This window comes from Rummeliibacillus sp. TYF005 (assembly GCF_003844195.1).
GTDB lineage: Bacteria > Bacillota > Bacilli > Bacillales_A > Planococcaceae > Rummeliibacillus.
The window spans coordinates 33,970-57,733 of sequence record NZ_ML122563.1; the positions used below are offsets into that span (position 1 = coordinate 33,970).

A 23,764-nucleotide genomic window follows, 5' to 3' on the forward strand; every position below is an offset into this window, starting at 1 on the left:
TTGATTATTTCCATATTTTTCGCATACTGGCTGTTGGAATTTGCAGCTCATCACGGTACTTACTAATAGTTCTTCTAGCTATTTGTATAGCGTATTCAGAATTTAAATACTCCGAGATTTTTTGATCGGAGTATGGTTTATATTTGTTTTCTCTTTGAATAATTTGTTTTAATAATGCTTTTACTTTTTCTTGAGAAATTTGACCGCCATCATTTTTAGAGATTTTAGAAGTGAACAATGATTTCATCTCAAATGTTCCGATAGGCGTTTGGATAAACTTATTTGATGTTGTACGACTTACGGTAGATTCATGCATATCAATTTCCTCTGCAACTTCTTTTAAAGTTAATGGTGCTAGATGGGCAATGCCATTTTTAAAGAAATCTAATTGTTTATTGATTAGTACATGCATTATTTTGATAATTGTATTTCGGCGCTGTTCAATACTGTTTACGAGCCACTGGTAATTCCTATGATGATTAAGGATATATTGTTTATCTTCACTATTTATAGTTGGTACATTTAAGTAATGCTTATTTAGATGGATTTGAGGAAGATAATAATCGTTTAAGTAGAATGTCAATTCATTTTCCTGAAATTCTACAATAATATCAGGTTGCACATATTCAATGCTATCAGAAATAGAAAAATTGCAAGGTCTTGGATTGAGTGTTTGGATTTGTTTGTTTAATTGTTGTATGACTTCTACGGAACATTTCATATTTTTAGCAATCATTTGCCACTTGTTTTCAGCAAGTAATGACAAATGATTTTGAATTAATTCTTGTAAAATAAGATGGTTCGGATATCTATATTGACATTGCATTATTAGACATTCTTTTAAATTTCTTGCTCCAATTCCAATCGGTCCAATCTGTTGAAGAAGTTCAATCCCCTTTGTAATGAATTCTGCAGAATAAATTGCATTGCTATCTTCTATTATTAGGTAACCAAAATCATTCAAATTATTGATAATATACTTTAGTAATTTTTGTGTATCTCTATCTTTAAAATTTAAATTGACCATTTTCAACAAATAATCTCTTAGATTTTCTTCAATTGGTTTTGAAATATCGGATGTTGCCTGTTTTGCATATTTAGATGGTCTAAAAGGTGGAAGTTTCTCAATTTGTGGTGACGTTGGTTTTTCTTGAAGGTCAATCAATGGATTTTCTAATTCTTGCTGGCGTATAAATTGTTCTAAATCGTATGTTGAGTATTGGAGTAATTCTATAGATTGTCTTAGCTGAGTTGTCATATACAATTTAAGTTCTTGGCGTTGTTGAAGAAAAAGATTCAAAAAAATCCCTCCATAAAACTAAATTGCAAAAAAATTACTTGAAATCTTCAAAAAATTCTCCTTTGTGTATTGATTATTATACTCTATATATCTATTTTAAATGATGAGAAATGGTAAAGGAAAGCTATATTCAAAGTATATTTTCCAATATTGTTATTTAATATATGATAAATTCCTATCTTCAACACTAAGAACATGATAAATGTCATATTTTCATCATGACATCTATATCTATTGTAAAACGATAAGTGAAAGTATGATAAGTTCAATAGCAAAAAGGTTGGAGGGATTTCTTTGACAGACCGTGAAAAAACAAAACAGCTAAAAATGGCAGTTACACCTTTCGCAACTTCTGATACGAAAAAAAGTATCATACAAATAGTAAATACAATTATTCCCTTGCTCGCAATATTAACTGCTGCATATTGGACTATTCCTTACACAATGTTAGGCTCAATTGGACTTAGTATCATCGCAGCAGGTTTCGTAGTTCGTACATTTATTATTTTTCATGATTGCACGCATGGTTCTTTCTTTAAAAATAAAAAAGCAAATGATTTCATGGGATTTATAACAGGAGTTCTTACGTTATTTTCATATGAAAAGTGGAAAAAAGAGCATATGATTCATCATGCTTCAAGTTCTAACTTGGATAAACGAGGAATCGGGGATATTTGGGTAATGACAGTTGATGAATATTTAGAAGCTTCTAAATGGAAAAGATTCTGTTATAGAGCTTACCGTAATCCGCTCGTCATGTTTGGATTAGGACCTTTATATTTAGTGTTAATCGATAGCCGATTTAATCACAGAGATGCAAGGAAAAAAGAACGTATTAATACGTATTTATCAAATATCTGCATTGCCGCAATTATTACGGCCATTATTTTACTGACAAATGTTCAATCGTTTTTAATCATTCATGGAACAACCATGTTTGTTGCCGGATCACTTGGTATTTGGTTATTCTTTATCCAACATACTTTTGAAGATTCTTATTTTGAAAATCAGAATGAATGGGATTATGTAAAGGCGGCAATAGAAGGAAGTTCTTATTATAAATTACCACTTGTTTTACAATGGATTACAGGTAATATTGGCTTCCATCATGTACATCATTTAGCACCACGTGTACCAAACTATAAATTACAAGAAGCTCATACAAAAACACCACCATTACAGCATGCAACGACCATCACTATTAAGACAAGTATGGAATCATTACGTTACAAATTGTATGATTCACCTAACAAACATTTTGTAACGTTTAAAGAAGTGAAAAAACGTGTCGTTTCTCATGATTACAAGTTAAGATCGCTAAAAATATCATAAAGAGCTGAGAGTCATTCCTAAATAGGGGTGGCTTTTATTTTAGAAAAATGAAAATCGAAAAAAGTCGAGGATAATCGATTATTTGCTATAATTAACGTAAAGAGAATCGGAAGTCATTTCAAAGGAAGTGGATAAGATGATTAATATAGTAATTGCTGAAGATCAAGGAATGCTGCTAGGAGCTTTGAAGTCATTGATTAATATGGAAGATGATATGGAAGTTGTTGGAGTAGGGCATAATGGTGTAGATGCATTAAAACTGGTTGATAAGTATCAGCCAGACATTGTCATTATGGATATTGAAATGCCTGAAAAAACAGGGTTAGATGCTGCAGAGGATTTGAAAGAAAAAGACGTCAAAGTCATTATTTTAACGACATTTGCTAGACCAGGTTATTTTGAACGAGCAAGAAAAGCGGGAGTTAGAGGCTACCTGCTAAAAGATAGTCCGATAGAGGAATTAGTAAATGCTATTCGAGTAATTATGGATGGTCGCAGAATTTATGCTCCAGAATTGATCGACATCGTTTATGAAGAAGAAACAGAAAATCCCCTCACTGATCGTGAAAGCGAAGTATTGGGACTTGTGGCAAAAGGAAAAACAACAAAAGAGATTGCAAGTGAACTATTTTTATCTCCTGGGACTGTTCGAAATTATATATCGACAATTTTAGATAAGCTAGAAGTAAGCAATCGAATCGAAGCTATAGCGAGATTTAAAGAAAAAGGCTGGAATAAATAAAAAGTAAAAATCCCGATTACATCCTTCTGGAGGTAATCGGGATTTTTAATACCTGTTCTTATTAAGGAAAATTTGCTTAACCCTTTAGCTTCATCTTCGTTTTGTTAAACGCCCAACTATAAAACCTGCTGCCGCTACGCCGAGTAAGGTATTTGTTTTTTTATTAAAAACTTGTTTGATCACAAGTTCAATATTTTGTGGACGTTCAGCTAATCGTCGCATGAAGTAGCCATACCAATCTTGTCCAAATGGAACGTATGTGCAGAAATTATAACCTTCTTTTACAAGTTGAAGTTGCATATCTTGGCGGAAACCGTATAACATTTGGAATTCGTATTTTTCGTTTGGTATATTATGGTCAGCGATAAATTTCTTTATATGATTAATAATATTGTGATCATGTGTTGCAATTGAAGTGAATTTACCATGTAATAAATGATATTCTAAAAGGTCTATGTAATTGCGGTCGATATCTTCTTTTTCTTGATAAGCAACGTCACTTGATTCTTTATAGGCCCCTTTAACAATGCGTAAACGAAAGTCTTTAAATTTTTTAATATCGTCTTTAGCACGAAGAAAATATGCTTGAATAACGGTCCCAATATTTTGATGATCTTTTGATAATTTTTCAAGTAAATTAAAAGAAGGTTGTAGACGTTCATAATTTTCCATATCGAAGTTCACGAAAATATTATATTGGTCTGCTAATGCAACGATCTCTTTTAAATTTCTATAGCAAAAGTCATAGTCAATATCTAAACCAAGTTGAGAAGGCTTTAAAGAAATATGCGCGTCTACATTGTTTTGGTGAATAGCTTCAATAACAGCTAAAATTTGTTCTTTTGCTGCTGTTGCTTCAGATTGGTCATGAACAAATTCCCCTAAGTTGTCCACTGTACAAGAGATACCATGTGAGTTTAACTCTTTAATACTGTCCATTACTTCTGCAATGTTAGTCCCAGCAACTACGCTAGCAGCACCTAATTTCAATCCATACTTCTTAGCATTGTTATTTAAAAATTGGTTTTCGGATAACGCGATAAAGAAATCTTTAAGTGACATATGCTATTCCCCTTTATGATGAAATTGTATTTTAATAGATTATATCATAGAAGCTTGAAAAAATATTATTTTAAAACATTTACTGATATTTAAGGATAAATATGTTTATATAGCTACGTTGTTTTTGGTTAAGGATGTATGTATAGGTAAAGTTAAGTCAGAACAAATAATACTACATACACTTAAGACTTATTCGTGTCGAATTTTGTTAGCTTTTATGACAAATAAGTTGCATTCGTCCTATAAAATATGTAACTTAGTACATAGGTACAAAATTAATATTATGACGCAAAAAAAACGTTTTCCCTTCATGGAAGAGGGAAAGCGTTTTTTTGCGTATTAAGAATTAGTAGCTTTCAACAATTATTTTAGTTTCTAAAGGATTCTCCACGATTAAAACTTTTCTTTTAACATTTGCATGCGATCATTAAATAGTGTTGGATAGGATAAAAAACCTAATATACTGCTAGAAACTGCGGCAGAAGTTAGTAACATAAATAAGACCATTAATTGGAATTGAACAGCTTGAACAGGGTCAGCGCCAGCTATTATTTGGCCACTCATCATGCCTGGCAATTGGACTAAACCAATTGTTTTTTGACTTTCGATGGTTGGAATCATACTTGCTTTGATGGCTGTAATTAATTGATGATGTATTGCTTGTTTTGGTGTACCACCAAGCGACAAAATAAGTTCTGTTTCATCTTTGTGTGAATCTAGCTCACCTTGAAAACGATTTAAGAAGAGAATTGCCAGCACCATGGAGTTTCCGATGGCCATGCCGCTTATAGGAATAATATATTGAGCGGTAGCTGGGACAATTTCAAAGCCTAGTAAAATAGATTGTACTATGATCTCTACTGTAATCAGTGTAATAGCTACTTTCCAAGTGATACCTTTAATATTTGCACCTTTTTTACGTGCATTAAGTGTGGCTGCTACAACCATTAGTACAATCATTAGAAGAATATAAAGTAAGCTATCGGATTCAAAGATAAATTTTAAAATATAGCCGACAGCTAGTAACTGAATGATTGATCGAAGAGTTGCAATTATCGTGTCTTTCTCTAATCCAAGATGTAATGTTTTAGATAAGATAAGCGGAATGAATACAAATAGTAATGTTAAGGAAAGTGTAGTGAAGCTCATGCTAACCCTCCTTGTACAAATTGTCTTACAAGTTCTTTTGTAGGAAGCTTTAGGAAAGTACTCTCTCCCGTTTCAATAACACGACCATCCATCATCACCCAGGTATAGTGACCGATATGAATTGCCTGTTCTAAATTATGGGTAATCCAAATAATCGTAACATTGTATTTTTTATTTATCTTAACAATGAGATTTTCCACTTCTTTTACAGAATTTTGATCTAAAGCAGATGTGATTTCATCTAATAGTAATATATCCGATTTGTTAACAAGTGTCCTTGCGATTGAAACGCGCTGACGTTGCCCTCCAGATAAATCCATAGCATCTTGATCTAAAAAGGATTGATCTAATCCTACATCTTCTAAAAAAGAAATAGCTTCTTCACGCGATAGGGATATTCCTTGTAATTTTTTTGGTAAAGATAAATTCGTATAAACTGTACCTTTAATCATAGGTGCAGATTGTAAGGCGATGCCAACATGACGACGTAACAAAACGGGGTCAATCGTGTTAATGGGTTTGTCATTAATATAAATCTCACCTGCAGTTGGAGAGATTAAGCCATTACATAGTTTTAATAGTGTAGTTTTGCCTGCTCCAGAAGGACCGACAAGGGTTGTAATATAACCTGTTGGAAAGGAGCCTGTTATTTGTTGCAAAATTTTATGTCCATCTATTTCATAGTCAATGTTATGAAAATGGATGGCAGGTTGGTAGATTGTATTCATATTCGCGCTCCTGAAAATAGAATCTTATTATAAATGTATTATAAACCAAAGCCAAATACTAGAAAGATGAATCTATTTAGTAAGTACCTTATAATATGAATAATTATCATCTGATATATGGAGGTGCAATGTTGGAAATTACCTACTGGACTTCATTTATCCAAAAAGAATGGACATTCTTTCTAGTGGCGACGGAAAAAGGGTTATGTTATGTCAGTACGTCAAAAGAAGCTATTGAGGAATGGTGTAAAAAGCATTATAAAACATTCGAATTAATAGAAAACCGTGAAAAAATGGGCAAATATCAAAAACAATATGAAGAATATTTTACAGGGAAAAGAACTTTCTTTGATATACCAATAAATTTACAAGGAACACCATTTCAAAAAGAAGTATGGGAAGCGTTACTTCAAATTCCATTCGGTAAGACTACTTGTTATTCAGAAATTGCTAACCGCGTTAACCGTCCAAAAGCGGTAAGAGCTGTTGGCGGAGCAATAGGCGCAAATCCAATCTTAATAGCGATTCCTTGTCATCGGATAATTGGGAAGAACGGAAAACTGACAGGTTTTAGCGCGGGTATTCCGTTAAAAAAGGCATTGCTTCAGATAGAAAATGTACCGTATAAAGAATAATGATTTTGTGAAAGGTAAAATAAAAGATCTTGATATTACAGCTGTCATGACATACTAGCATTTTTAAAGACATATTTAAAAATAAATAGTGTATACTATGATGTATTAAGATGGTGGAAGAAGGGAATAGCATGATGACAAAATATCCTGACGATAGCCTAGCGCTACATACAGATTTATATCAAATCAATATGGCAGAATCTTATTGGGCAGACGGAATACATAATCGCAAAGCCGTATTCGAGCTCTATTTTCGAAAATTACCATTTGGGAATGGTTACGCTATTTTTGCCGGTTTAGAAAGAATGTTGGAGTACTTACGTAATTTTCGAATGAGCGAATCTGACTTAGAGTATTTACAAAAAGTTGTTGGATATGATGAGGATTTTATTGAATACTTAAAAAATCTACGCTTTACAGGTGATGTCTACTCTATGATTGAAGGGGAACTTGTCTTTGGAAATGAACCGATTGTTCGAATTGAAGCGCCCCTAGGAGAAGCACAGCTAATCGAAACAGCATTACTTAATATTGTGAACTACCAAACTCTAATAGCAACAAAAGCAAGCCGGATTAAACAAATTGTTAAAGATAATGTTGTGATGGAATTTGGTACACGCCGTGCACAAGAAATGGATGCAGCAATTTGGGGAACAAGAGCAGCAATTATTGGTGGCTTTGATTCTACAAGTAATGTAAGAGCGGGTAAACTATTCAATATACCTGTTGCAGGTACACATGCTCATTCCTTAGTACAAGCGTATAAAAGTGATTATGAAGCCTTTCATGCTTATGCAAGACGACATAAAGACTGTGTATTCCTTGTCGACACTTTTGACACATTAAAATCTGGTGTACCTACAGCGATTAAAGTCGCAAAAGAACTAGGAGATAAGATTAACTTTATCGGAATTCGTTTAGATAGTGGCGATATCGCATTCTTGTCAAAGGCTGCTCGTAAAATGTTAGATGATGCAGGGTTTACGAAAGCTAAAATTGTTGTATCAAATGATTTAGACGAGTATACGATTCTAAACTTGCTTGCTCAAGGTGCGAAAGTAGATCAATGGGGTATTGGTACAAAGCTAATAACTGCATATGACCAACCTGCATTAGGAGCAGTTTATAAACTTGTTTCACTGGAGGATAAAAATGGCAGGATGAAAGATCGTATTAAAATCTCTGCCAATGCTGAAAAAGTGACAACACCAGGATTGAAAAAATTATACCGTATTATTGATCTTGAAAATGGTAAGGCAGAAGGCGATTATATTACCATGATGGATGAGAATCCTGAATCACAAGAACGTATTAAAATGTTCCATCCAGTCCATACATTTATCTCAAAATTTGTCACAAACTTTGAAGCAAAAGATCTTCATAAAAAGGTAGTTGAAAAAGGTAAAATCGTATATGATAGCCCTTCAGTACAAGATATGAGAGCCTATGCTTCTGAAAATCTAGAATTGCTATGGGACGAATACAAACGTTCATTGAACCCTGAAGAGTATCCTGTAGATTTAAGCCAAAAATGCTGGGATAACAGAATGAGAAATATCCAAGACGTGAAAGATATGGTTCGAGATATTGATGCTAGTTTAGGGGGGAATATTTAATGGCTATGTCTTTGCAACAAAAAATTATAGAGGAATTACATGTACTTCCTCAAATCGATGCGAAAGAAGAAATTCGTAAATCTGTCGACTTTTTAAAGGAATATGCTACAAAGAATACCTTTTTAAAGGGCTTTGTACTTGCATTGTCAGGTGGTCAAGATTCTACTTTGACTGGTAAATTAGCACAACTTGCAGTAAATGAGTTAAATGAAGAAGCTGGAGAAAACAAGTACTCTTTTTGGGCAGTTCGCTTACCGTATGGAGTCCAAGCAGATGAACAAGATTGTCAAGATGCTATCCAATTTATCCAACCAACCAAAGTCTATACAGTTAATATTAAACCTGTAGTAGATGTAAGCGTCCAATCATTAAAAGAAGCAGGAATAGAACTTACTGATTTCTTAAAAGGTAACGAAAAAGCGCGTGAACGTATGAAAGTTCAATTTGCTATTGCAGCTCACCATAATGCAGTTGTACTAGGTACAGATCATGCAGCAGAAGCAATTACGGGATTCTTTACAAAATTTGGTGACGGTGCAGCTGATTTAACACCCATCTTCCGTTTAAACAAACGTCAAGGTAAAGCATTGCTTGCCGAACTTAATTGTCCAAAACATTTATACGAAAAAACACCAACTGCAGATTTAGAAGAAAACCGCCCGTCATTGCCGGATGAAGTAGCACTTGGTGTTACTTATGATCAAATAGATGACTATTTAGAAGGTAAAGAGATTCCAGAAGACGCAAAAAAACAAATTGAAGGGCATTTCTTACGTTCAGAACACAAACGCCACTTACCAATTTCTATTTTCGATGACTTTTGGAAAAAATAAATATTTTTTAAAATTGAAAGTTTAGCAAAATAAAGGACTGTCCTGTAAGTTTTTTAGTTACTTATAGGACAGCCTTTTTCTTTTGTAAGAAATGGAAAATGTAATAAGTCAAAATATAGACATATAATTTTTGAACTTTCTTCACAACCTAAAGGTAAAGTATTAGGTAGTTGAAGGGAGAGAATATGATGAAAAAGAATTTAGGTGTAACAGTAATTTTGGCAGCAGTATTGCTAGGAGCATGTGGTCAAGACGATGCTAAGACAAAGGATGCAAATAATACTAATACCACAGAGAAAACAGAACAATCAACAAATGTAGCATCTCTCAACAAAGTCAATTCAAAATTACAAGAGCCAAAAGAAGATACTGTTTGTGAATTTTGCAATATGAAAGTGTACGATGTAGATCATGAAATGGGCGCATTTTCAGCACAAGCAATTAAAAAAGATGGCTCAACAATCTTCTTTGACGATGCAGGTTGTATGTTAAATCAAGAACGAAAAGATAAAGTTAAATATGATAAATATGTTCGCGATTATAATTCTAAAGAATGGTTGAAATTAGATGATGCTATCATTGTAAAAGCAGACATAAAAACACCGATGAATTATGGCTATGCGTTCTTTAAAGATCAAGAAAGTGCAGATGCATTTATAAAAGAAAATGCAGGAGCAAAAGTTGTTGAAGTATCAGATATTGATGATGTAGCACATGAACGATATATAAAGAAAATGCAAAAGATGAAAAATAATGACTCTAGTGACAAGATGGATATGAACATGAATAATGATGATTCTGAAGGTCATGGAAAATAATAATCCTTTATAAGGGCTGGAGTATACTCCGCCCTTTTGTCGTAGAATGGAGGTGTGCTTATGAATCGTGTTTTATTACTTTTCATTTTCTTTATCGCATTTACGTTTGCTGTACCACAAGCACATGCAAAAACGAAAACATTGCAACAACTAATTGATGAGACACCTGAAAATGGAACATTACAGCTATCAAACGTTATCTATAAGGAAAATGTAGTGATACATAGGAATATCACAATTAAGGGATCTGAGCATACGGTATTGGAAAGCTTGAACCAAAAGCCTGCTATAGAAATAGAAAACGCAGAACATGTCTCTATAAACAATGTTGCACTGCAAAACTCTTATCTAGGGATATCGGGCAAGAAATCGCAACATCTTCGTTTTGAAAATCTTCATTTCAAAAATGTGAGGAGTGGTATCCAGCTCTATAACACTAATGACGTAACACTCAAGCATTTGAAAATCACCGGTATACCAGGACATTTTTCAAAAAAAGGAAATGGAATTGCCCTCTATAACAGTGCAAATGTAAAGGTGCATGGGAATACTATTCAACATGTACAAGATGGTGTGTATATAGAATCGGTCAATCAGATTTCTCTTATGAATAACAAAATTTATAATGGACGCTACGGTATCCACTTTATGTATACAAAAAATGCGCAAACAACAGGGAATACATTTAAAAAAAATGTAACGGGCATTATGTTAATGATGTCTGAAAATGTAAAGCTAGACGATAATCAGTTATATGACCAAAATGGACTAAATGCTTCAGGAATGACATTATTCCAGTCCAAACTTATAAAAATATTTGCGAATGAATTCCAAAATAATCGAACAGCAATTTCGGCTCAAAATTTAACAAATTCGACGATAAAAAAGAATGTATTTTTAATGAATCAATCAGCAATAGAACTTATTCGTTCAAATGAAGAAAATCAAGTGAAGCGAAATAATTTTATCGGGAATATTGTTAATCTCCGCTCAGACGGAACAGGCAGTCAGATTGTCCAAAATTACTATGATGATTATGCGGGGATTGATGTTAATAGCGATGGTATTGGTGACCGCAATTATGTAGCACTTCAAAGCTTTGGACAATGGATGGTTAGACAACCCGCTTATCAATATTTTATCGAATCACCAAGTGTAGTGTTACTTAATGAGATAGACCGCCAAACAAATGTCATTGAGAAAGAACAACTAGTTGATCAAGAACCTTTAATGCAAAGCACTATGTCTATAAAAAGGAAAAATACAATGATTGTTTGGAAATTGGTGTTAGGAGTTGGACTTGTGTTTACAATACTATGGTTTTGGAGAAAGGAAATTCAAGGATGAAGAAGAGATGGTTGGTAGGTATTTTCGCGATAGTACTATGTTTACAAGCATGTGGAAACAAAGAATATAAACCTAGAAAAATTGTTAGTGAAACTGACATCTGCAAAATATGCAATATGAGTATTGTTCATAAAGAGTATGCAGGGGAAATTGCTTTGAAAAATGGAGATTACGAAATATTTGATGATTTAGGTTGTTTAGTCGAATATATGAAAGATATGGACGAAGATGATTTAGGTAAGGCATTTATAAAAGATAAAAGCGGAAAAAAATGGCTTGATGTGAAAACAGCCTCTTATGTATATGACAAAGATATTTGGACACCCATGTCATATGGAGTAATTGCCTTTCAAACAAAAGATAAAGCGAAAAAATATATTGAAAAAGAAGGTAAAGGAGAGTTATTAAGCTATAGTGATCTAGATACATTTAAATGGGGTGTTCATCATTGAATAATCACCTATTTATACGGTTAGAGTGGAGACAAATGTTGCGAAGCCGTTGGATGCAATTAGTAGCAGTACTTTTTGTTTTTGTTTTTGCTGCTATATCGCTTATTCAACAAATTGCATTACCCGATTTCAATGGTTTTACAAGACAAACAGCTAGTTTTTTAAATTTACTTCTATTCTTATTGCCATTATTTATCTTAACCATTGGAAGCATGGGGGTTGCAAGTGATTTAGAGTCAGGATGGTTTTCTTTGTTAAAAACATATCCGATGACAATTACACAGTATATATTTGGTAAATATATCGCATTAATCCTATCATTTATGCTTATTTTATGTTTAGCTTTTGCGGTTATATTAGGAATGAGTGGAATATCAGGTCAAGTACATCTACCAATTCTATTTGTAGGATTGTCTATTTTGACGGTATTACTATTTTCGTCCATCGCTATACTTTGTGGTAGTTTTGCGAAAAACCGTTTACATGCATTAGCTTTGTCATTAGTAGTATGGGCATTATCATTATTGCTATTATCATATGCTTTAATGGCTATTGGAACAGTTGTTGCAGGACATGTCTTACAGAAGTTAACCATTATCATGCTTCACATCAACCCAGCAGAATGGATTCGTTTCGGTTATTTTCTATTTTCTGATCAAACATCTGTATTGGGGCCGTCCTTCTATAGTTTCACTGAATTTTATAGCTCAACGGTAGGGTATGTTTTGTATGCATTTGTCACAATCTTATGGATTGTAATACCGCTAGTATTTGCAAAATGGGTGCTAATGAAAAGAGGGCGTCAAGCATGATTGTAGAAGGAAAAAATCTTGTGAAAAAGTATTCGGAGGACCAAGGAATAGATAATGTTTCATTTACCTTACAAGAGGGGCGAATCATTGCTTTGGCTGGTGGTAATGGAGCTGGTAAGAGTACGCTAATTCGCCTATTAATCGGAGAAGAAAAGCCTGATAATGGTAAATTGACATGGGCTACACATCCATCGATTCGATATATGCCAGATGATGTCAACTTTCCACCAACTCTTACAGCATTAGAGATTTTGCAGTTACTTGCAGGACTAAAGAAAATACCGTCAAGCGAAATTGATAGAGTACTAAAAAGAGTAGGACTATGGGAATATCGTAAACAAAGAGTTCGCCAATTTTCGAAGGGAATGCGCCAACGGATTAACTTGGCACAAGCGTTATTAGGAGATGAGCAATTATTAATCTTAGATGAACCAACAAATGGTTTAGATATACGATGGATTGCTGAATTGAAAACGATCTTACAAGAACAAAAAGACTGTGGTAAAACGATTCTATTTTCTACACATTTACTTTCTTTTGCTGAAGAATTAGCAGATGATGTACTTTTGCTACATGAAGGGCATGTTTTAAAACATGGAAATATTAAATCTGTTTTACAAGATTCAAAAACATTGCATTTAGAAGAACTTTTTATGCATGAAATCATTCAAAAATAGAAATAAATGTAATAATGTATGAAAACACGACTAAATAGTAAGTCGTGTTTTTTGTAAGGATTAAAAACAATCATGCTATAATAATGCTAATTGAGAAAAAGAACCAATAAAAAGGATAATTGACAGGAGGCCAATTAATGGAGACACAAGAAAAGTTACAATCCATTATCAATAATATAGAAAAAGTAATGATTGGCAAAAAGCATATCGCAGAACTTAGTGTTGTGGCATTGTTGGCAGAAGGACATGTTTTACTGGAAGATGTACCAGGTGTAGGGAAGACTATGATGGTTCGTGCACTTGCTAAATCCGTAAGTGCTAATTTTAAACGAATACAATTTACACCCGATTTGCTGCCATCGGATGTAATTGGTGTTTCCATTTATAATCCAAAAGATATGGAGTTTCATTTTCGTCCTGGTCCAATAATGGGGAATATCGTATTGGCCGATGAGATTAATCGTACATCACCTAAAACACAATCTGCCCTATTAGAAGGAATGGAAGAAGCTGCAGTTACAATTGATGGGGAAACCATTCAAATTGCAAAGCCTTTCTTTGTAATGGCTACTCAAAACCCTATTGAGTATGAAGGAACATATCCACTGCCTGAAGCACAATTAGACCGTTTCTTATTAAAATTGAAAATGGGTTACCCAAGTCATGATGATGAAATTGAAGTATTACGAAGAGCAGAAGGAACACGTCCGATTGAAACGTTGACTTCGGTAGTTACGCTAGATGAATTGAAGGTTCTACAACAAGAAGTGAAAAGAGTCCATGTTGATGAATTAGTGAAAGGCTATATTGTGGAACTAGCTAGAGCAACTCGTGAACATCAATATGTATATCTCGGTGCGAGTCCTCGTGGTTCCATCGCTTTGATGAAGGCATCCCAAGCGTATGCCTTGTTGAAAGGACGCCAATTTGTAACACCAGATGACGTTCAATTTTTAGCACCTTTTGTTTTTGCTCATCGTCTCATTTTAAAACCAGAAGCACGCTATGACGGTATTACACCTGAAGAAATTATTGGTCGCGTTATTATTAATACATCTGTACCGATTAAAAGGGCTTCAAGATGATGAAAAGATATAAAGTAAAGTGGCTATCGCAAGCGATTATACGTTTTATATTGGTTGTATTTTTGTTAGCTATTTCTCTATCTTTTGCATTGATGCAAGGTGGGTTTGTCAGCTGGTTTATATTCTTTATGTTTTTACCTTTTGCCATTTACTCAATCATGCTGTTTTTTGTGCCAGTTAAAAATTTTTCAGTTGAAAGGACAATGATTTCTGGACGTTTAGAACAAGGTGATTCTCTTCGGATGAAGATTACGTTGACGAGAAATTCGCGATTTCCATTACTCTATACGATAATTCAGGAAAGCGTGCCAAATGAGCTATTTGTTGAAGAGGTAGACCAAACTCGACATTTTTTAATAATGGGCTGGAAAGAGCAATTCTCTTGGCAATATGAAATTCCAAATATGCCACGTGGTCATTACCAATTAGAAGGAATTGAACTGACCATTGCAGATTTTTTTGGTTGGGTAAAAAAGAAAGTTTTAATACCAGCAAATCGTTCAATTGTTGTTTATCCAAGTATTACGAATATAGTTTATACGCCGTTACAAATCTCCAGAAATAGTGGTGCAGGTACAGAGCATAGCGCGATAGTACGTGATACAACTATGGTTTCAGGTATTCGCGAATATCAACCTGGAGATCGTATGACGTGGATTCATTGGAAGACATTTGCCAAAACACAAAGCTTACAAACGAAAGAATTTGAAGACCAACAATCATTAAATGTTTGTCTAGTATTAGATGAGTCACCTTCTGATTTATTTGAGGAACAAGTAGAGTTTTGTGCGTCTGTGTTAACAGCTGTTACGAATCAGCATTTTACGATGTCGTTTTTATCTGCAGGAGCGAAACCAGCTTTTTTCAATCAAATTCAGACCGTGGAACAATTACAACAAGCACTCTATTATCTTGCAGCTGTAAAACCAAATTTAGTTGAACAAGTTGGGCCTAAATATGTGCAAAATCGTAATTTAATTAGCGCAACAATGCTTTATTTTGTTACAGGATCTCTCACACTTGAATGGATTAATATCTTGAAAAAAAACTTCAAACAATCCCAAGCTGTAATTTGTTTTATCATTCGAAATCCAGAACAAGTTATTTCAGAGCAAGAGGAAAAGATGGAGATCATAGCAAAGGAAAATGGAATATTTGTCTTACCAATCACACGTGAACAATTTTCAGATGCCTTTACGGAGGTGTTAAAATGAGCAATTCATCAATAGTGAAATGGACGAGCTTGATGGGCCTTTATCTTATTATATTTTGGATGTTGGTAGAATGGCTCATGCCTATTGTACAGTTGACGAGCACTGGACATCTTGGATTATTTCTTGTTTTTATAGTGCTTTGCTTAGGAAGTAACATCGTTAACTTAAATGGTGTACTATCTTTTGCGATTAAGTTTTTATATATCATTTGGTTCCTTATGTATGTATACTTGGGGACAAAATTTTTCTCTGTAGACAGTATGATGAAAATTGCTGGTGATTTTGGGATAAGCGTGAAAGCGTTAATAGCAGGTGATTGGAATGATGTAACGGATTCATTTCGTAGTATTTTATTTTTTGTTTTATTATGGATGACAATCTATCTAATCCATCATTGGTTAACAGTCAAGCATACTGTTGTATATTTCTTTTTAACAACAATCATTTTCTTATGCTTAATAGATTCACTGACTAAGTATAATGCCGACTCTGCCATAATCCGCGTCATGGTATTAGGAACATTACTAATGGGCGTATTGTTTGTAAACCGTCTATTTAATGGTAGTCAGGTTAAATTACAGGCAAAACACTATACCATGTTATTGATACCACTTGTTCTTATGATTATTGGTAGCTCTGTATTTGCTTTCTTAATACCTAAAAAACAAGCTATAGTGAATACACCAGATTCTATCGCAAAACTAATGGATTGGAAGAATGGTCAAAATGCTGGTATCGGGAAAATAGGATATGTTGAGGATGATAGTAAACTAGGTGGTCCTTTTGAAGAAGATAGTCGTCCTGTTTTTGAAGTAGCAGCAAAAGTAAATCAATATTGGCGTATCGAAACGAAAAATATTTATACCGGAAAAGGGTGGGTACGAAAACCAGGAGATGTCTATGTACATACCTTTGAATACGGTGAAGATATCCCAATGTCATTAAAACCTGGTAAGGAAAAAAACACAGATGTTGCGACAATCACTTTAAAGAAAGACTATAAGTTTATCATGCAACCATATGGGTTAAAATCGATTGATCAACCAAATGACGAAAAGTCATTTTATATTGAGATTGATGGTGAAAAAATACGACCTTCTATTAATGAGCAAAAGGTACTTTTACCAAAGTATTCAATGTCCTATTCCACACCTGAATATAGTTTGAAAGCGTTAGAAAAAACGAAAATGTCGGATTTAAGAAAACTTCCAAAAGAATACGATCAGTATCTGCAACTTCCAGTTACTTTACCTGAACGTGTAAATAATTTGGCGAAAGAAATAACAAAAGGTGAAAAGAACGTTTATGATAAGGCAAATGCCATTGTTTCTTATTTTCAATATAACGGTTATCAATATTCACGAACAGATGTAGCAGTACCGAAAGAGGGCCAAGATTATGTAGATCAATTCCTCTTTGATACGAAATCTGGATATTGTGACAATTTCTCTACTTCAATGGTTGTGATGCTTCGTACATTGGGCATTCCAGCACGTTGGGTAAAGGGATTTTCAGAAGGAGATGAAGTGTCTTCTGATAACGGTACTCACCGTTTTGTTGTCACAAACAACAATGCACATTCTTGGGTAGAGGCATATATACCTGGAGTGGGTTGGATGTCTTTCGAGCCAACAATTGGTTTCGATGGATTTGATAATGTTCTAAACGATGTGAAAGATGAAGAAAATGAAGGAACCATCAATCCAAAGCAAAAGGAAAATGAAAAAGCAAAAGAAGAAAAGCAAAAAAAAGCTGAGCAAAAGAAAAAGGCAAAGCAAGAGAAAGAACAAGCGAAAAAAGAAGAAAAGAAAAAACAGCAGCAACTAGAAGACAAGCAAAGTCAAAATGAAACAAAAACGACAAGCAAAAAGTGGAACAAAGTTATTACCATTTTTGCAGTAATCGTTTTAATACTAGCAGCTCTCGGCTATTTAACACGAAAAAAATGGATGCCAAAGTGGCTATTGTTGAAATATCGATTTAAAGGAAAAAATAATATAACCATAGATCGTCTGTATAATGATTTACTTCATCAGCTTTCTTTAAATGGATTATCAAAAGAAGAAGGACAAACTCTTAGTGAATTTGCCAAACTTGTTGATAAAAAACTTGGTACTGACCATATGAGCAATTTGACGAACATTTATGAAGAATATCTTTATAGTAATGGGGCCTCAACAATGGATAAGGATAAAATTATAGAATGTTGGGAATATTTAATCAATCGTATAACAGGTTGATTTTGGCTCTTATAAACTGTAAGATTAAGAAAAATTATAAATAATTGAACTGCCCTCGTATATGTTCGAAAATATGGTTCGAATGTTTCTACCAAGCTACCGTAAATGGTTTGACTATGAAGGTGAATATAGCTATGTTTAGACATAGTTTATTTGCCTTTTGTAGAGACTGAACGCGTAGGAAGAATGTTACTTTCAACGCGTTCTTTTCATATTAGTAACTTATATAAGAGAAGTTTCATTTATAAAATATAGAAGAGGTGGAACTGTTGTCAGTTAGTACAATTTTAAAAGATCAAGAAAAAATTATCGTTCTTGATTTTGGTAGTCAATACAACCAACTTATTACTCGTCGAATTCGTGAGTTCGGTGTTTATAGTGAATTACATCCTCACACAATCACAGCTGAAGAACTAAAGGCGATGAATGCTACTGGTGTCATTTTCTCTGGTGGTCCCAACTCAGTATACGATGAAAATGCATTCCATATTGATGAAAAAATCTTCGACATGGGCTTACCAATTCTAGGTATTTGCTACGGTATGCAATTAATGACGCATTCTTTAGGTGGTAAAGTGGAATCAGCTGACCATCGTGAATACGGTAAAGCAGAAATTAAAGTATTAGAAGATAATGCGTTATTTGGTGAACTTCCAAAAGAACAAGTTGTTTGGATGAGTCATGGTGATTTAGTTACTAAAACACCAGAAGGTTTCACTACTATCGCTACAAGTGCATCATGCCCAATTGCAGCAATGGCAAATGCTGAACGTAAATTCTATGCTGTACAATTCCATCCAGAAGTACGTCACTCTGTATATGGTAATGATATTTTACGTCAATTTGTATTTGATGTTTGTGGTGCTAAAGGTGATTGGTCAATGGATAGCTTCATCGACATGCAAATTGAAAAAATTCGCGAACAAGTTGGAGACAAAAAAGTTCTTTGCGCACTTTCAGGTGGCGTTGACTCTTCAGTTGTTGCAGTGTTAATCCATAAAGCAATCGGTGACCAACTAACATGTATGTTCGTTGACCACAACTTATTGCGTAAAGGCGAAGCAGAAAGCGTTATGCAAACATTCGAAGGTAAATTCGGTATTAACATGATTAAAATTGATGCTCGTAAACGTTTTATGGACAAGCTTGCAGGCGTAAGTGATCCTGAGAAAAAACGTAAAATTATCGGTAACGAATTTATCTATGTTTTCGATGACGAAGCTTCAAAACTTAAAGGTATGGACTTCCTTGCTCAAGGTACTCTATATACTGATATTATCGAAAGTGGTACAACAACTGCACAAACAATCAAATCTCACCATAACGTAGGTGGACTTCCTGAAGATATGCAGTTCGAACTAATCGAACCACTTAAAACATTATTCAAAGACGAAGTACGTGCATTAGGTACTGAACTAGGTATTCCTGACGAAATCGTATGGCGCCAACCATTCCCAGGACCAGGTCTTGCAATCCGCGTTCTAGGCGAAGTAACAGAAGAAAAACTAGAAATCGTTCGCGAATCTGATGCAATCTTACGCGAAGAAATTGCTAAAGCTGGTCTAGATCGTGACATTTGGCAATACTTCACTGTACTTCCTGATATCAAATCAGTAGGTGTAATGGGCGATCAACGTACTTACGATTACGCAATCGGTATCCGTGCAGTAACGTCTATCGACGGCATGACTTCAGACTGGGCACGTATCCCTTGGGACGTACTAGAAAAAATCTCAGTACGTATCGTCAACGAAGTAAACCACATTAACCGCGTACTGTATGACGTGACTTCTAAGCCACCAGCTACTATCGAGTGGGAATAGACACATTGCGACGAGGATGCGAAGCACCCCGAGAAATACAAGTGTAGATTGAGGGAATTGCTCACACTCGTAACAATTGAAATTATAAATATGTTCTCCCTTATTTTCTACTTTTGAAAATAAGGGAGTTTTTTTATGTTAAAAAATTTTTGAACTAATAGATGACCTCCGGAGACATAAGCTTCAGATAATTTGATTTAATGCTTTTCATTACATATATTTAAATTGTTAGTTATTTATGGAATTCGTTATGTATTAAATAGAGGGTGATTAATATAATTGATAATTTCAACCGAGTGTTCCGGTTTAAAGACATAGACATATGGGATATTGAGATTGATAGAATTACATACAGAATGTTTATTTTTGACGAAAATCGTCCTTCAAGACAAGACGATTTTGATTTAGGTGATTATGAAGATAATGATTTTTGGGAGGATGTCTTAAGGAAAAACTTAGTAATAGTAAAAGTTTATTCTGATATCCCAGTAAAGGAAAATCACATATATGATTTAGATCAATTTTCAAAAAGCGTAACAAATCATCTTGCTTTAGCCCATTGCAATGTCATCATATCGTTTTATGTGGAATCAATAGAACTTGCTTTAAGTCGGGTATTATTTGAAAAAGAAAATATTACGGAAGATGAGTTACCGTTGGATCGCTTATGGCATTTAACTCAAGACTAACCGACAAAAAATAATATAAAACGGATAGAGCATAAAAACCTCCAAAAAGAACAAATTATTGTTAGGAGGTGATACGCCATGGGCAATAAAAACAACAAGAGGACCATGAACGTAAGAACTCATAATCCTTTCGATCTTTATAAAAGTACAGATAAAGATGATACCAATAGCAATAACAATAATCCTAAAGACAATTTACATGAAGAGTTTGCTGCTGAATGGGATTCGAAAGCTAAAAACAAAAACAACAAAACAAACCACGATAAAACTCAACAATCAAACAGAAAGAAAAAGAAATCCTAATTGGATAAGCAGATGTTACGATAAGAAGTTCTTTAGGTATATACAATCTAATTGAATTTATGATTATGATATGAGATTTTTCACACAAAAAAGCTCACTTATCTTATTAAGGTAAGTGGGCTATTATTCACTAATCTTTAATGATTACACCAAGCGTAGCAGCAATAGAAGCTGCTTGATCAAACCGAATTGACATCCCCTTTGCTAAGTTGGGTGTAAGTCTTATGTCTATAAAATCTGAAGTTGAAAAATCTAAACCATTTAATTTACTTTCTGTAAAATCAGCGAGTTGTAAATTACATTTGAGAAAATCAACTTTATTAAAACTAACGCTTTGGAAAAATACCTCTTTTAATTGACTATCCTCAAAACAAACCTGTTTTAAAATACTATCGGAGAATACAGCATAATTCATAAAACAGTCTTGCCAATATATATCTTTCAATGTACTGCCAATAAATTGCGAGCCGATTAATTTACATGCTTGGAATTTACATCTATAAAATATGGATTTGGAAAAGTTGAAGTTAGAAAGGTCACATTTCTTGAATATGATATCTAAAAATTCCATTTGTGAATAATCATTTAATAAGAATCGGCAATTTTCAAATTGAACTTCTTGTAATTGTTTTCTACCAAAACGGCAATCAATTTCACAATCGATTAGATGTGTGTTTTCTTCAATTTCTTCAATCAATAAATTTTCGGCTTGAATGATTTGAGTATAGTTGGTAGAAGGAGCTACTATTTTGTTTATTAGAATCACCTCATTAAAAATTAGTTAGTAAGTGTAAGTATAATGTCGCATATTTTCGAGCAAAGATAAATTGTTTTCATCTATCATCGACGACTTATTTTAATTTCAATGTTTTTTTCACGAACTATTTGCGATAATGTATAAGGAATGTTCGGAAAAAGTATTGAATTAGTGATAGAACCATGTTATATTATCAAAGTAAATTAAATAACGTCGTCGTATAATGTCGGGAATATGGCCCGAAAGTTTCTACCGAGTTACCGTAAATGACTTGACTACGATTTTAATAAAGAAGATAAAATAATAATTTCTTCTTTTAAATCTTTACATGATTCATAGAATGTGAAGAATCGTAGGCAGTCAACTCACTATTAAGTTGATTGTCTTTTTTATTCTCATGACGTATAAGACGGCATACGGAGGATTAATCATGAAAAAGTATTTCCAATTTGAAGAACTTGGTACAAATTATCGCCGAGAGATAATTGGGGGAGTTACAACATTCTTAGCGATGGCGTATATTTTAGCGCTAAATCCACTAATCTTAACATTAGCAGATGTAAAAGACTTACCAGATGCAATGCGCATGGATTACGGATCTGTATTTGTTGCAACAGCTTTGGCTGCAGCAGTTGGTTCGTTCATCATGGGCTTTATTGCAAAATATCCTATCGGTTTAGCACCGGGTATGGGACTTAATGCTTTCTTCGCTTATACAGTTATTTTAACTTACCATATTCCATGGCAAACAGGTTTAACAGGTGTATTCTTCTCAGGTGTAATCTTTATCATTCTTTCATTGACAGGTATTCGAGAAACGATTATTAATGCTATTCCTGTTCAGCTAAAATATGCTGTATCTGCAGGTATTGGATTATTTATAACATTTGTTGGTTTAAAAAATTCTGGGATTGTTGTTGCTAGCGAAAGTACATTTGTTACTTTAGGTGATTTCACTGATGGAAATGTATTACTAGCAATTGCAGGTATTTTCATCACAGTTATCTTGTTATCACGTAAAGTAAAAGCTGGTATTTTCTACGGTATGATTATTACAGCTGTAATTGGTATGATTTTTGGTTTAGTAGAAGTACCAAAAGCAATTGTTTCATCAATTCCAAGTGTATCTCCAACTTTTGGGGTTGCATTAGATCCGATTATTCATGATCCATCTTCTTTATTTAATGTGAAATTCTTAGTTGTTGTCTTAACGTTCCTATTTGTAGACTTTTTTGATACAGCAGGTACTTTAATGGCAGTTGCAAACCAAGCAGGATTAGTAAAAGACAACAAATTACCTCGTGCAGGTAAAGCTTTACTAGCAGATGCTTTAGGTACAACAGTTGGTTCTATCTTCGGTACTTCAACAACTACTGCATATGTAGAATCTACAGCTGGTGTTGGTGCAGGTGCACGTTCTGGTTTCGCAGCAGTTGTAGTAGGAGTGATGTTCTTACTAGCATTATTCTTCTCGCCATTATTAAGTGTAGTTACCATGGCTGTAACAACCCCAGCGTTAGTTATTGTCGGTGTAATGATGGCATCGTCTTTACGATTAATTGAATGGGATAAATTCGAAATTGCAGTTCCAGCATTTATGACAATGTTTATGATGCCTATGGGCTACAGTATTGCTTCAGGTATTGCTGTTGGTTTTATCTTCTATCCAATTACAATGTTACTTGCGGGACGTAAAAAAGAAGTACATCCATTAATGTATGTTTTATTCTTCGTCTTCTTAGCTTACTTTATCTGGGTAAGATAATAATAATAGAAAATAAAAGTGAAAAGGCAGCATTCCGACAAGGGAATACTGCCTTTTGCTTTATGTACTGGATTTCATAGCTTGATAAATTGATAAATTGATATATAGTATGGGTGGAATAGAGAGGCTATCTATATATAATTGAGCATTTAAAATTGTTTATTGTAGTTTATCTAGATTAAGTTAAAAATAAAATTGGATTTTAAGTTGACAATCGATTAATAGGGGAGTATAGTTAACAACGTTGACTCGTAAGTAAATAAAACGACAAAATATGACTTAAAACTTTTAAAAAAAGTTCTTGACTTTTAGAAAAAGACGTGTTAAGATATATAAGTCGTTAAGATGACGACGAGATATGAACCTTGAAAACTGAACAAGCAAG

General features: G+C 33.9%; 22 protein-coding genes and 2 riboswitches. Of the genes, 17 read left to right on the plus strand and 5 right to left on the minus strand.

All coding sequences use genetic code 11. The features are described 5' to 3' along the window. Window positions 1-4 precede the first annotated feature (4 nt). Complete coding sequence (gene rpoN / locus CW357_RS11690) at window positions 5-1,300, minus strand: RNA polymerase factor sigma-54 (RefSeq protein ID WP_119415824.1); 1,296 nt, start codon at window positions 1,298-1,300, stop codon at window positions 5-7. A gap of 327 nt (window positions 1,301-1,627) precedes the next feature. Here rpoN and CW357_RS11695 point away from each other — a divergent pair, with 327 nt between their 5' ends. Next, window positions 1,628-2,632, plus strand: a complete 1,005-nt coding sequence (locus CW357_RS11695; protein WP_124218157.1) for a Delta(5) desaturase DesA — start codon at window positions 1,628-1,630, stop codon at window positions 2,630-2,632. 136 nt (window positions 2,633-2,768) lie between these two features. Continuing rightward, window positions 2,769-3,374: a response regulator transcription factor gene (locus CW357_RS11700; RefSeq protein ID WP_124218145.1), complete on the plus strand. Its 606-nt coding sequence runs from the start codon at window positions 2,769-2,771 to the stop codon at window positions 3,372-3,374. A 90-nt stretch (window positions 3,375-3,464) separates the two neighbouring features. Here the strand turns inward: CW357_RS11700 and CW357_RS11705 are convergent, their stop codons facing one another. The 3 genes from CW357_RS11705 to CW357_RS11715 all read right to left on the minus strand — a co-directional run bounded on the left by CW357_RS11705 (window position 3,465) and on the right by CW357_RS11715 (window position 6,313). Continuing rightward, a complete protein-coding gene (locus CW357_RS11705) occupies window positions 3,465-4,436 on the minus strand; it encodes a proline dehydrogenase family protein (protein WP_124218146.1) in 972 nt (323 codons plus the stop codon). Window positions 4,437-4,829: 393 nt separating this feature from the next. Next, the gene (gene fetB, locus CW357_RS11710; protein ID WP_119415821.1) at window positions 4,830-5,585 is read right to left on the minus strand and encodes an ABC transporter permease; all 756 of its coding nucleotides are present in this window, start codon (window positions 5,583-5,585) and stop codon (window positions 4,830-4,832) included. Then, window positions 5,582-6,313, minus strand: coding sequence for an ABC transporter ATP-binding protein (locus CW357_RS11715; RefSeq protein ID WP_119415820.1), 732 nt, complete (start codon window positions 6,311-6,313; stop codon window positions 5,582-5,584). The genes fetB and CW357_RS11715 overlap by 4 nt, the downstream gene beginning before the upstream one ends. 131 nt (window positions 6,314-6,444) lie before the next feature. On the opposite strand from CW357_RS11715, the gene CW357_RS11720 reads away from it, so the two are divergent. The 14 genes from CW357_RS11720 to CW357_RS11785 all read left to right on the plus strand — a co-directional run bounded on the left by CW357_RS11720 (window position 6,445) and on the right by CW357_RS11785 (window position 20,857). Next, a complete protein-coding gene (locus CW357_RS11720) occupies window positions 6,445-6,948 on the plus strand; it encodes a methylated-DNA--[protein]-cysteine S-methyltransferase (RefSeq protein WP_369973785.1) in 504 nt (167 codons plus the stop codon). Window positions 6,949-7,079: 131 nt separating this feature from the next. Next, a complete protein-coding gene (locus CW357_RS11725) occupies window positions 7,080-8,564 on the plus strand; it encodes a nicotinate phosphoribosyltransferase (RefSeq protein WP_124218147.1) in 1,485 nt (494 codons plus the stop codon). Between the two features lie 5 nt (window positions 8,565-8,569). Further along, window positions 8,570-9,397: an ammonia-dependent NAD(+) synthetase gene (nadE, locus tag CW357_RS11730; RefSeq protein ID WP_124218158.1), complete on the plus strand. Its 828-nt coding sequence runs from the start codon at window positions 8,570-8,572 to the stop codon at window positions 9,395-9,397. 188 nt (window positions 9,398-9,585) lie between these two features. Beyond that, window positions 9,586-10,215 (plus strand): nitrous oxide reductase accessory protein NosL, encoded by a 630-nt coding sequence (locus tag CW357_RS11735; protein ID WP_124218148.1) that lies wholly within the window; start codon window positions 9,586-9,588, stop codon window positions 10,213-10,215. A 60-nt stretch (window positions 10,216-10,275) separates the two neighbouring features. Then, entirely contained in the window at window positions 10,276-11,562 is a 1,287-nt protein-coding gene (locus CW357_RS11740) for a NosD domain-containing protein (RefSeq protein ID WP_124218149.1), read from the plus strand. Further along, window positions 11,559-12,014 carry a nitrous oxide reductase accessory protein NosL gene (locus CW357_RS11745; protein ID WP_124218150.1) on the plus strand — a complete coding sequence of 152 codons (456 nt, stop codon included), beginning with the start codon at window positions 11,559-11,561 and terminating at the stop codon, window positions 12,012-12,014. The genes CW357_RS11740 and CW357_RS11745 overlap by 4 nt, the downstream gene beginning before the upstream one ends. Continuing rightward, a complete protein-coding gene (locus tag CW357_RS11750) occupies window positions 11,996-12,826 on the plus strand; it encodes an ABC transporter permease (protein WP_124218151.1) in 831 nt (276 codons plus the stop codon). The genes CW357_RS11745 and CW357_RS11750 overlap by 19 nt, the downstream gene beginning before the upstream one ends. Further along, a complete protein-coding gene (locus CW357_RS11755; RefSeq protein WP_124218152.1) occupies window positions 12,823-13,503 on the plus strand; it encodes an ABC transporter ATP-binding protein in 681 nt (226 codons plus the stop codon). Before CW357_RS11750 ends, CW357_RS11755 begins: the two co-directional genes overlap by 4 nt. 137 nt (window positions 13,504-13,640) lie before the next feature. After that, on the plus strand, window positions 13,641-14,588 hold the full coding sequence (locus CW357_RS11760) for an AAA family ATPase (RefSeq protein WP_119415812.1): 948 nt from the start codon (window positions 13,641-13,643) through the stop codon (window positions 14,586-14,588). Then, window positions 14,588-15,802, plus strand: a complete 1,215-nt coding sequence (locus CW357_RS11765) for a DUF58 domain-containing protein (protein WP_164489594.1) — start codon at window positions 14,588-14,590, stop codon at window positions 15,800-15,802. The genes CW357_RS11760 and CW357_RS11765 overlap by 1 nt, the downstream gene beginning before the upstream one ends. Then, window positions 15,799-18,042: a transglutaminase-like domain-containing protein gene (locus tag CW357_RS11770; protein WP_124218154.1), complete on the plus strand. Its 2,244-nt coding sequence runs from the start codon at window positions 15,799-15,801 to the stop codon at window positions 18,040-18,042. Before CW357_RS11765 ends, CW357_RS11770 begins: the two co-directional genes overlap by 4 nt. A gap of 35 nt (window positions 18,043-18,077) precedes the next feature. After that, window positions 18,078-18,179, plus strand: a riboswitch (purine riboswitch). A gap of 132 nt (window positions 18,180-18,311) precedes the next feature. Beyond that, window positions 18,312-19,865: a glutamine-hydrolyzing GMP synthase gene (guaA, locus tag CW357_RS11775; RefSeq protein WP_119415809.1), complete on the plus strand. Its 1,554-nt coding sequence runs from the start codon at window positions 18,312-18,314 to the stop codon at window positions 19,863-19,865. A 266-nt stretch (window positions 19,866-20,131) separates the two neighbouring features. Then, complete coding sequence (locus CW357_RS11780) at window positions 20,132-20,554, plus strand: hypothetical protein (RefSeq protein ID WP_164489595.1); 423 nt, start codon at window positions 20,132-20,134, stop codon at window positions 20,552-20,554. 78 nt (window positions 20,555-20,632) lie between these two features. After that, the gene (locus CW357_RS11785; RefSeq protein WP_119415807.1) at window positions 20,633-20,857 is read left to right on the plus strand and encodes a hypothetical protein; all 225 of its coding nucleotides are present in this window, start codon (window positions 20,633-20,635) and stop codon (window positions 20,855-20,857) included. A gap of 130 nt (window positions 20,858-20,987) precedes the next feature. On the opposite strand, the gene CW357_RS11790 is transcribed toward CW357_RS11785, so the two are convergent. Next, window positions 20,988-21,554 (minus strand): pentapeptide repeat-containing protein, encoded by a 567-nt coding sequence (locus tag CW357_RS11790; protein WP_124218156.1) that lies wholly within the window; start codon window positions 21,552-21,554, stop codon window positions 20,988-20,990. Between the two features lie 256 nt (window positions 21,555-21,810). Then, window positions 21,811-21,912: riboswitch (purine riboswitch) on the plus strand. A gap of 132 nt (window positions 21,913-22,044) precedes the next feature. On the opposite strand from CW357_RS11790, the gene CW357_RS11795 reads away from it, so the two are divergent. Beyond that, window positions 22,045-23,379, plus strand: coding sequence for an NCS2 family permease (locus CW357_RS11795; protein ID WP_119415805.1), 1,335 nt, complete (start codon window positions 22,045-22,047; stop codon window positions 23,377-23,379). The last annotated feature ends 385 nt before the right edge of the window (window positions 23,380-23,764 follow it).

Coding starts and splice junctions, on each gene's coding strand:
- CW357_RS11735 (WP_124218148.1), top strand. CDS start 9,586: ATGAAAAAGAATTTAGGTGTAACAGTAATTTTGGCAGCAGTATTGCTA.
- CW357_RS11725 (WP_124218147.1), top strand. CDS start 7,080: ATGATGACAAAATATCCTGACGATAGCCTAGCGCTACATACAGATTTA.
- fetB (WP_119415821.1), bottom strand. CDS start 5,585: ATGAGCTTCACTACACTTTCCTTAACATTACTATTTGTATTCATTCCG.
- CW357_RS11695 (WP_124218157.1), top strand. CDS start 1,628: ATGGCAGTTACACCTTTCGCAACTTCTGATACGAAAAAAAGTATCATA.
- CW357_RS11770 (WP_124218154.1), top strand. CDS start 15,799: ATGAGCAATTCATCAATAGTGAAATGGACGAGCTTGATGGGCCTTTAT.
- CW357_RS11745 (WP_124218150.1), top strand. CDS start 11,559: ATGAAGAAGAGATGGTTGGTAGGTATTTTCGCGATAGTACTATGTTTA.
- CW357_RS11740 (WP_124218149.1), top strand. CDS start 10,276: ATGAATCGTGTTTTATTACTTTTCATTTTCTTTATCGCATTTACGTTT.
- CW357_RS11760 (WP_119415812.1), top strand. CDS start 13,641: ATGGAGACACAAGAAAAGTTACAATCCATTATCAATAATATAGAAAAA.
- CW357_RS11765 (WP_164489594.1), top strand. CDS start 14,588: ATGAAAAGATATAAAGTAAAGTGGCTATCGCAAGCGATTATACGTTTT.
- CW357_RS11700 (WP_124218145.1), top strand. CDS start 2,769: ATGATTAATATAGTAATTGCTGAAGATCAAGGAATGCTGCTAGGAGCT.
- nadE (WP_124218158.1), top strand. CDS start 8,570: ATGTCTTTGCAACAAAAAATTATAGAGGAATTACATGTACTTCCTCAA.
- CW357_RS11785 (WP_119415807.1), top strand. CDS start 20,633: ATGGGCAATAAAAACAACAAGAGGACCATGAACGTAAGAACTCATAAT.
- CW357_RS11795 (WP_119415805.1), top strand. CDS start 22,045: ATGAAAAAGTATTTCCAATTTGAAGAACTTGGTACAAATTATCGCCGA.
- CW357_RS11750 (WP_124218151.1), top strand. CDS start 11,996: ATGGGGTGTTCATCATTGAATAATCACCTATTTATACGGTTAGAGTGG.
- CW357_RS11715 (WP_119415820.1), bottom strand. CDS start 6,313: ATGAATACAATCTACCAACCTGCCATCCATTTTCATAACATTGACTAT.
- CW357_RS11755 (WP_124218152.1), top strand. CDS start 12,823: ATGATTGTAGAAGGAAAAAATCTTGTGAAAAAGTATTCGGAGGACCAA.
- CW357_RS11705 (WP_124218146.1), bottom strand. CDS start 4,436: ATGTCACTTAAAGATTTCTTTATCGCGTTATCCGAAAACCAATTTTTA.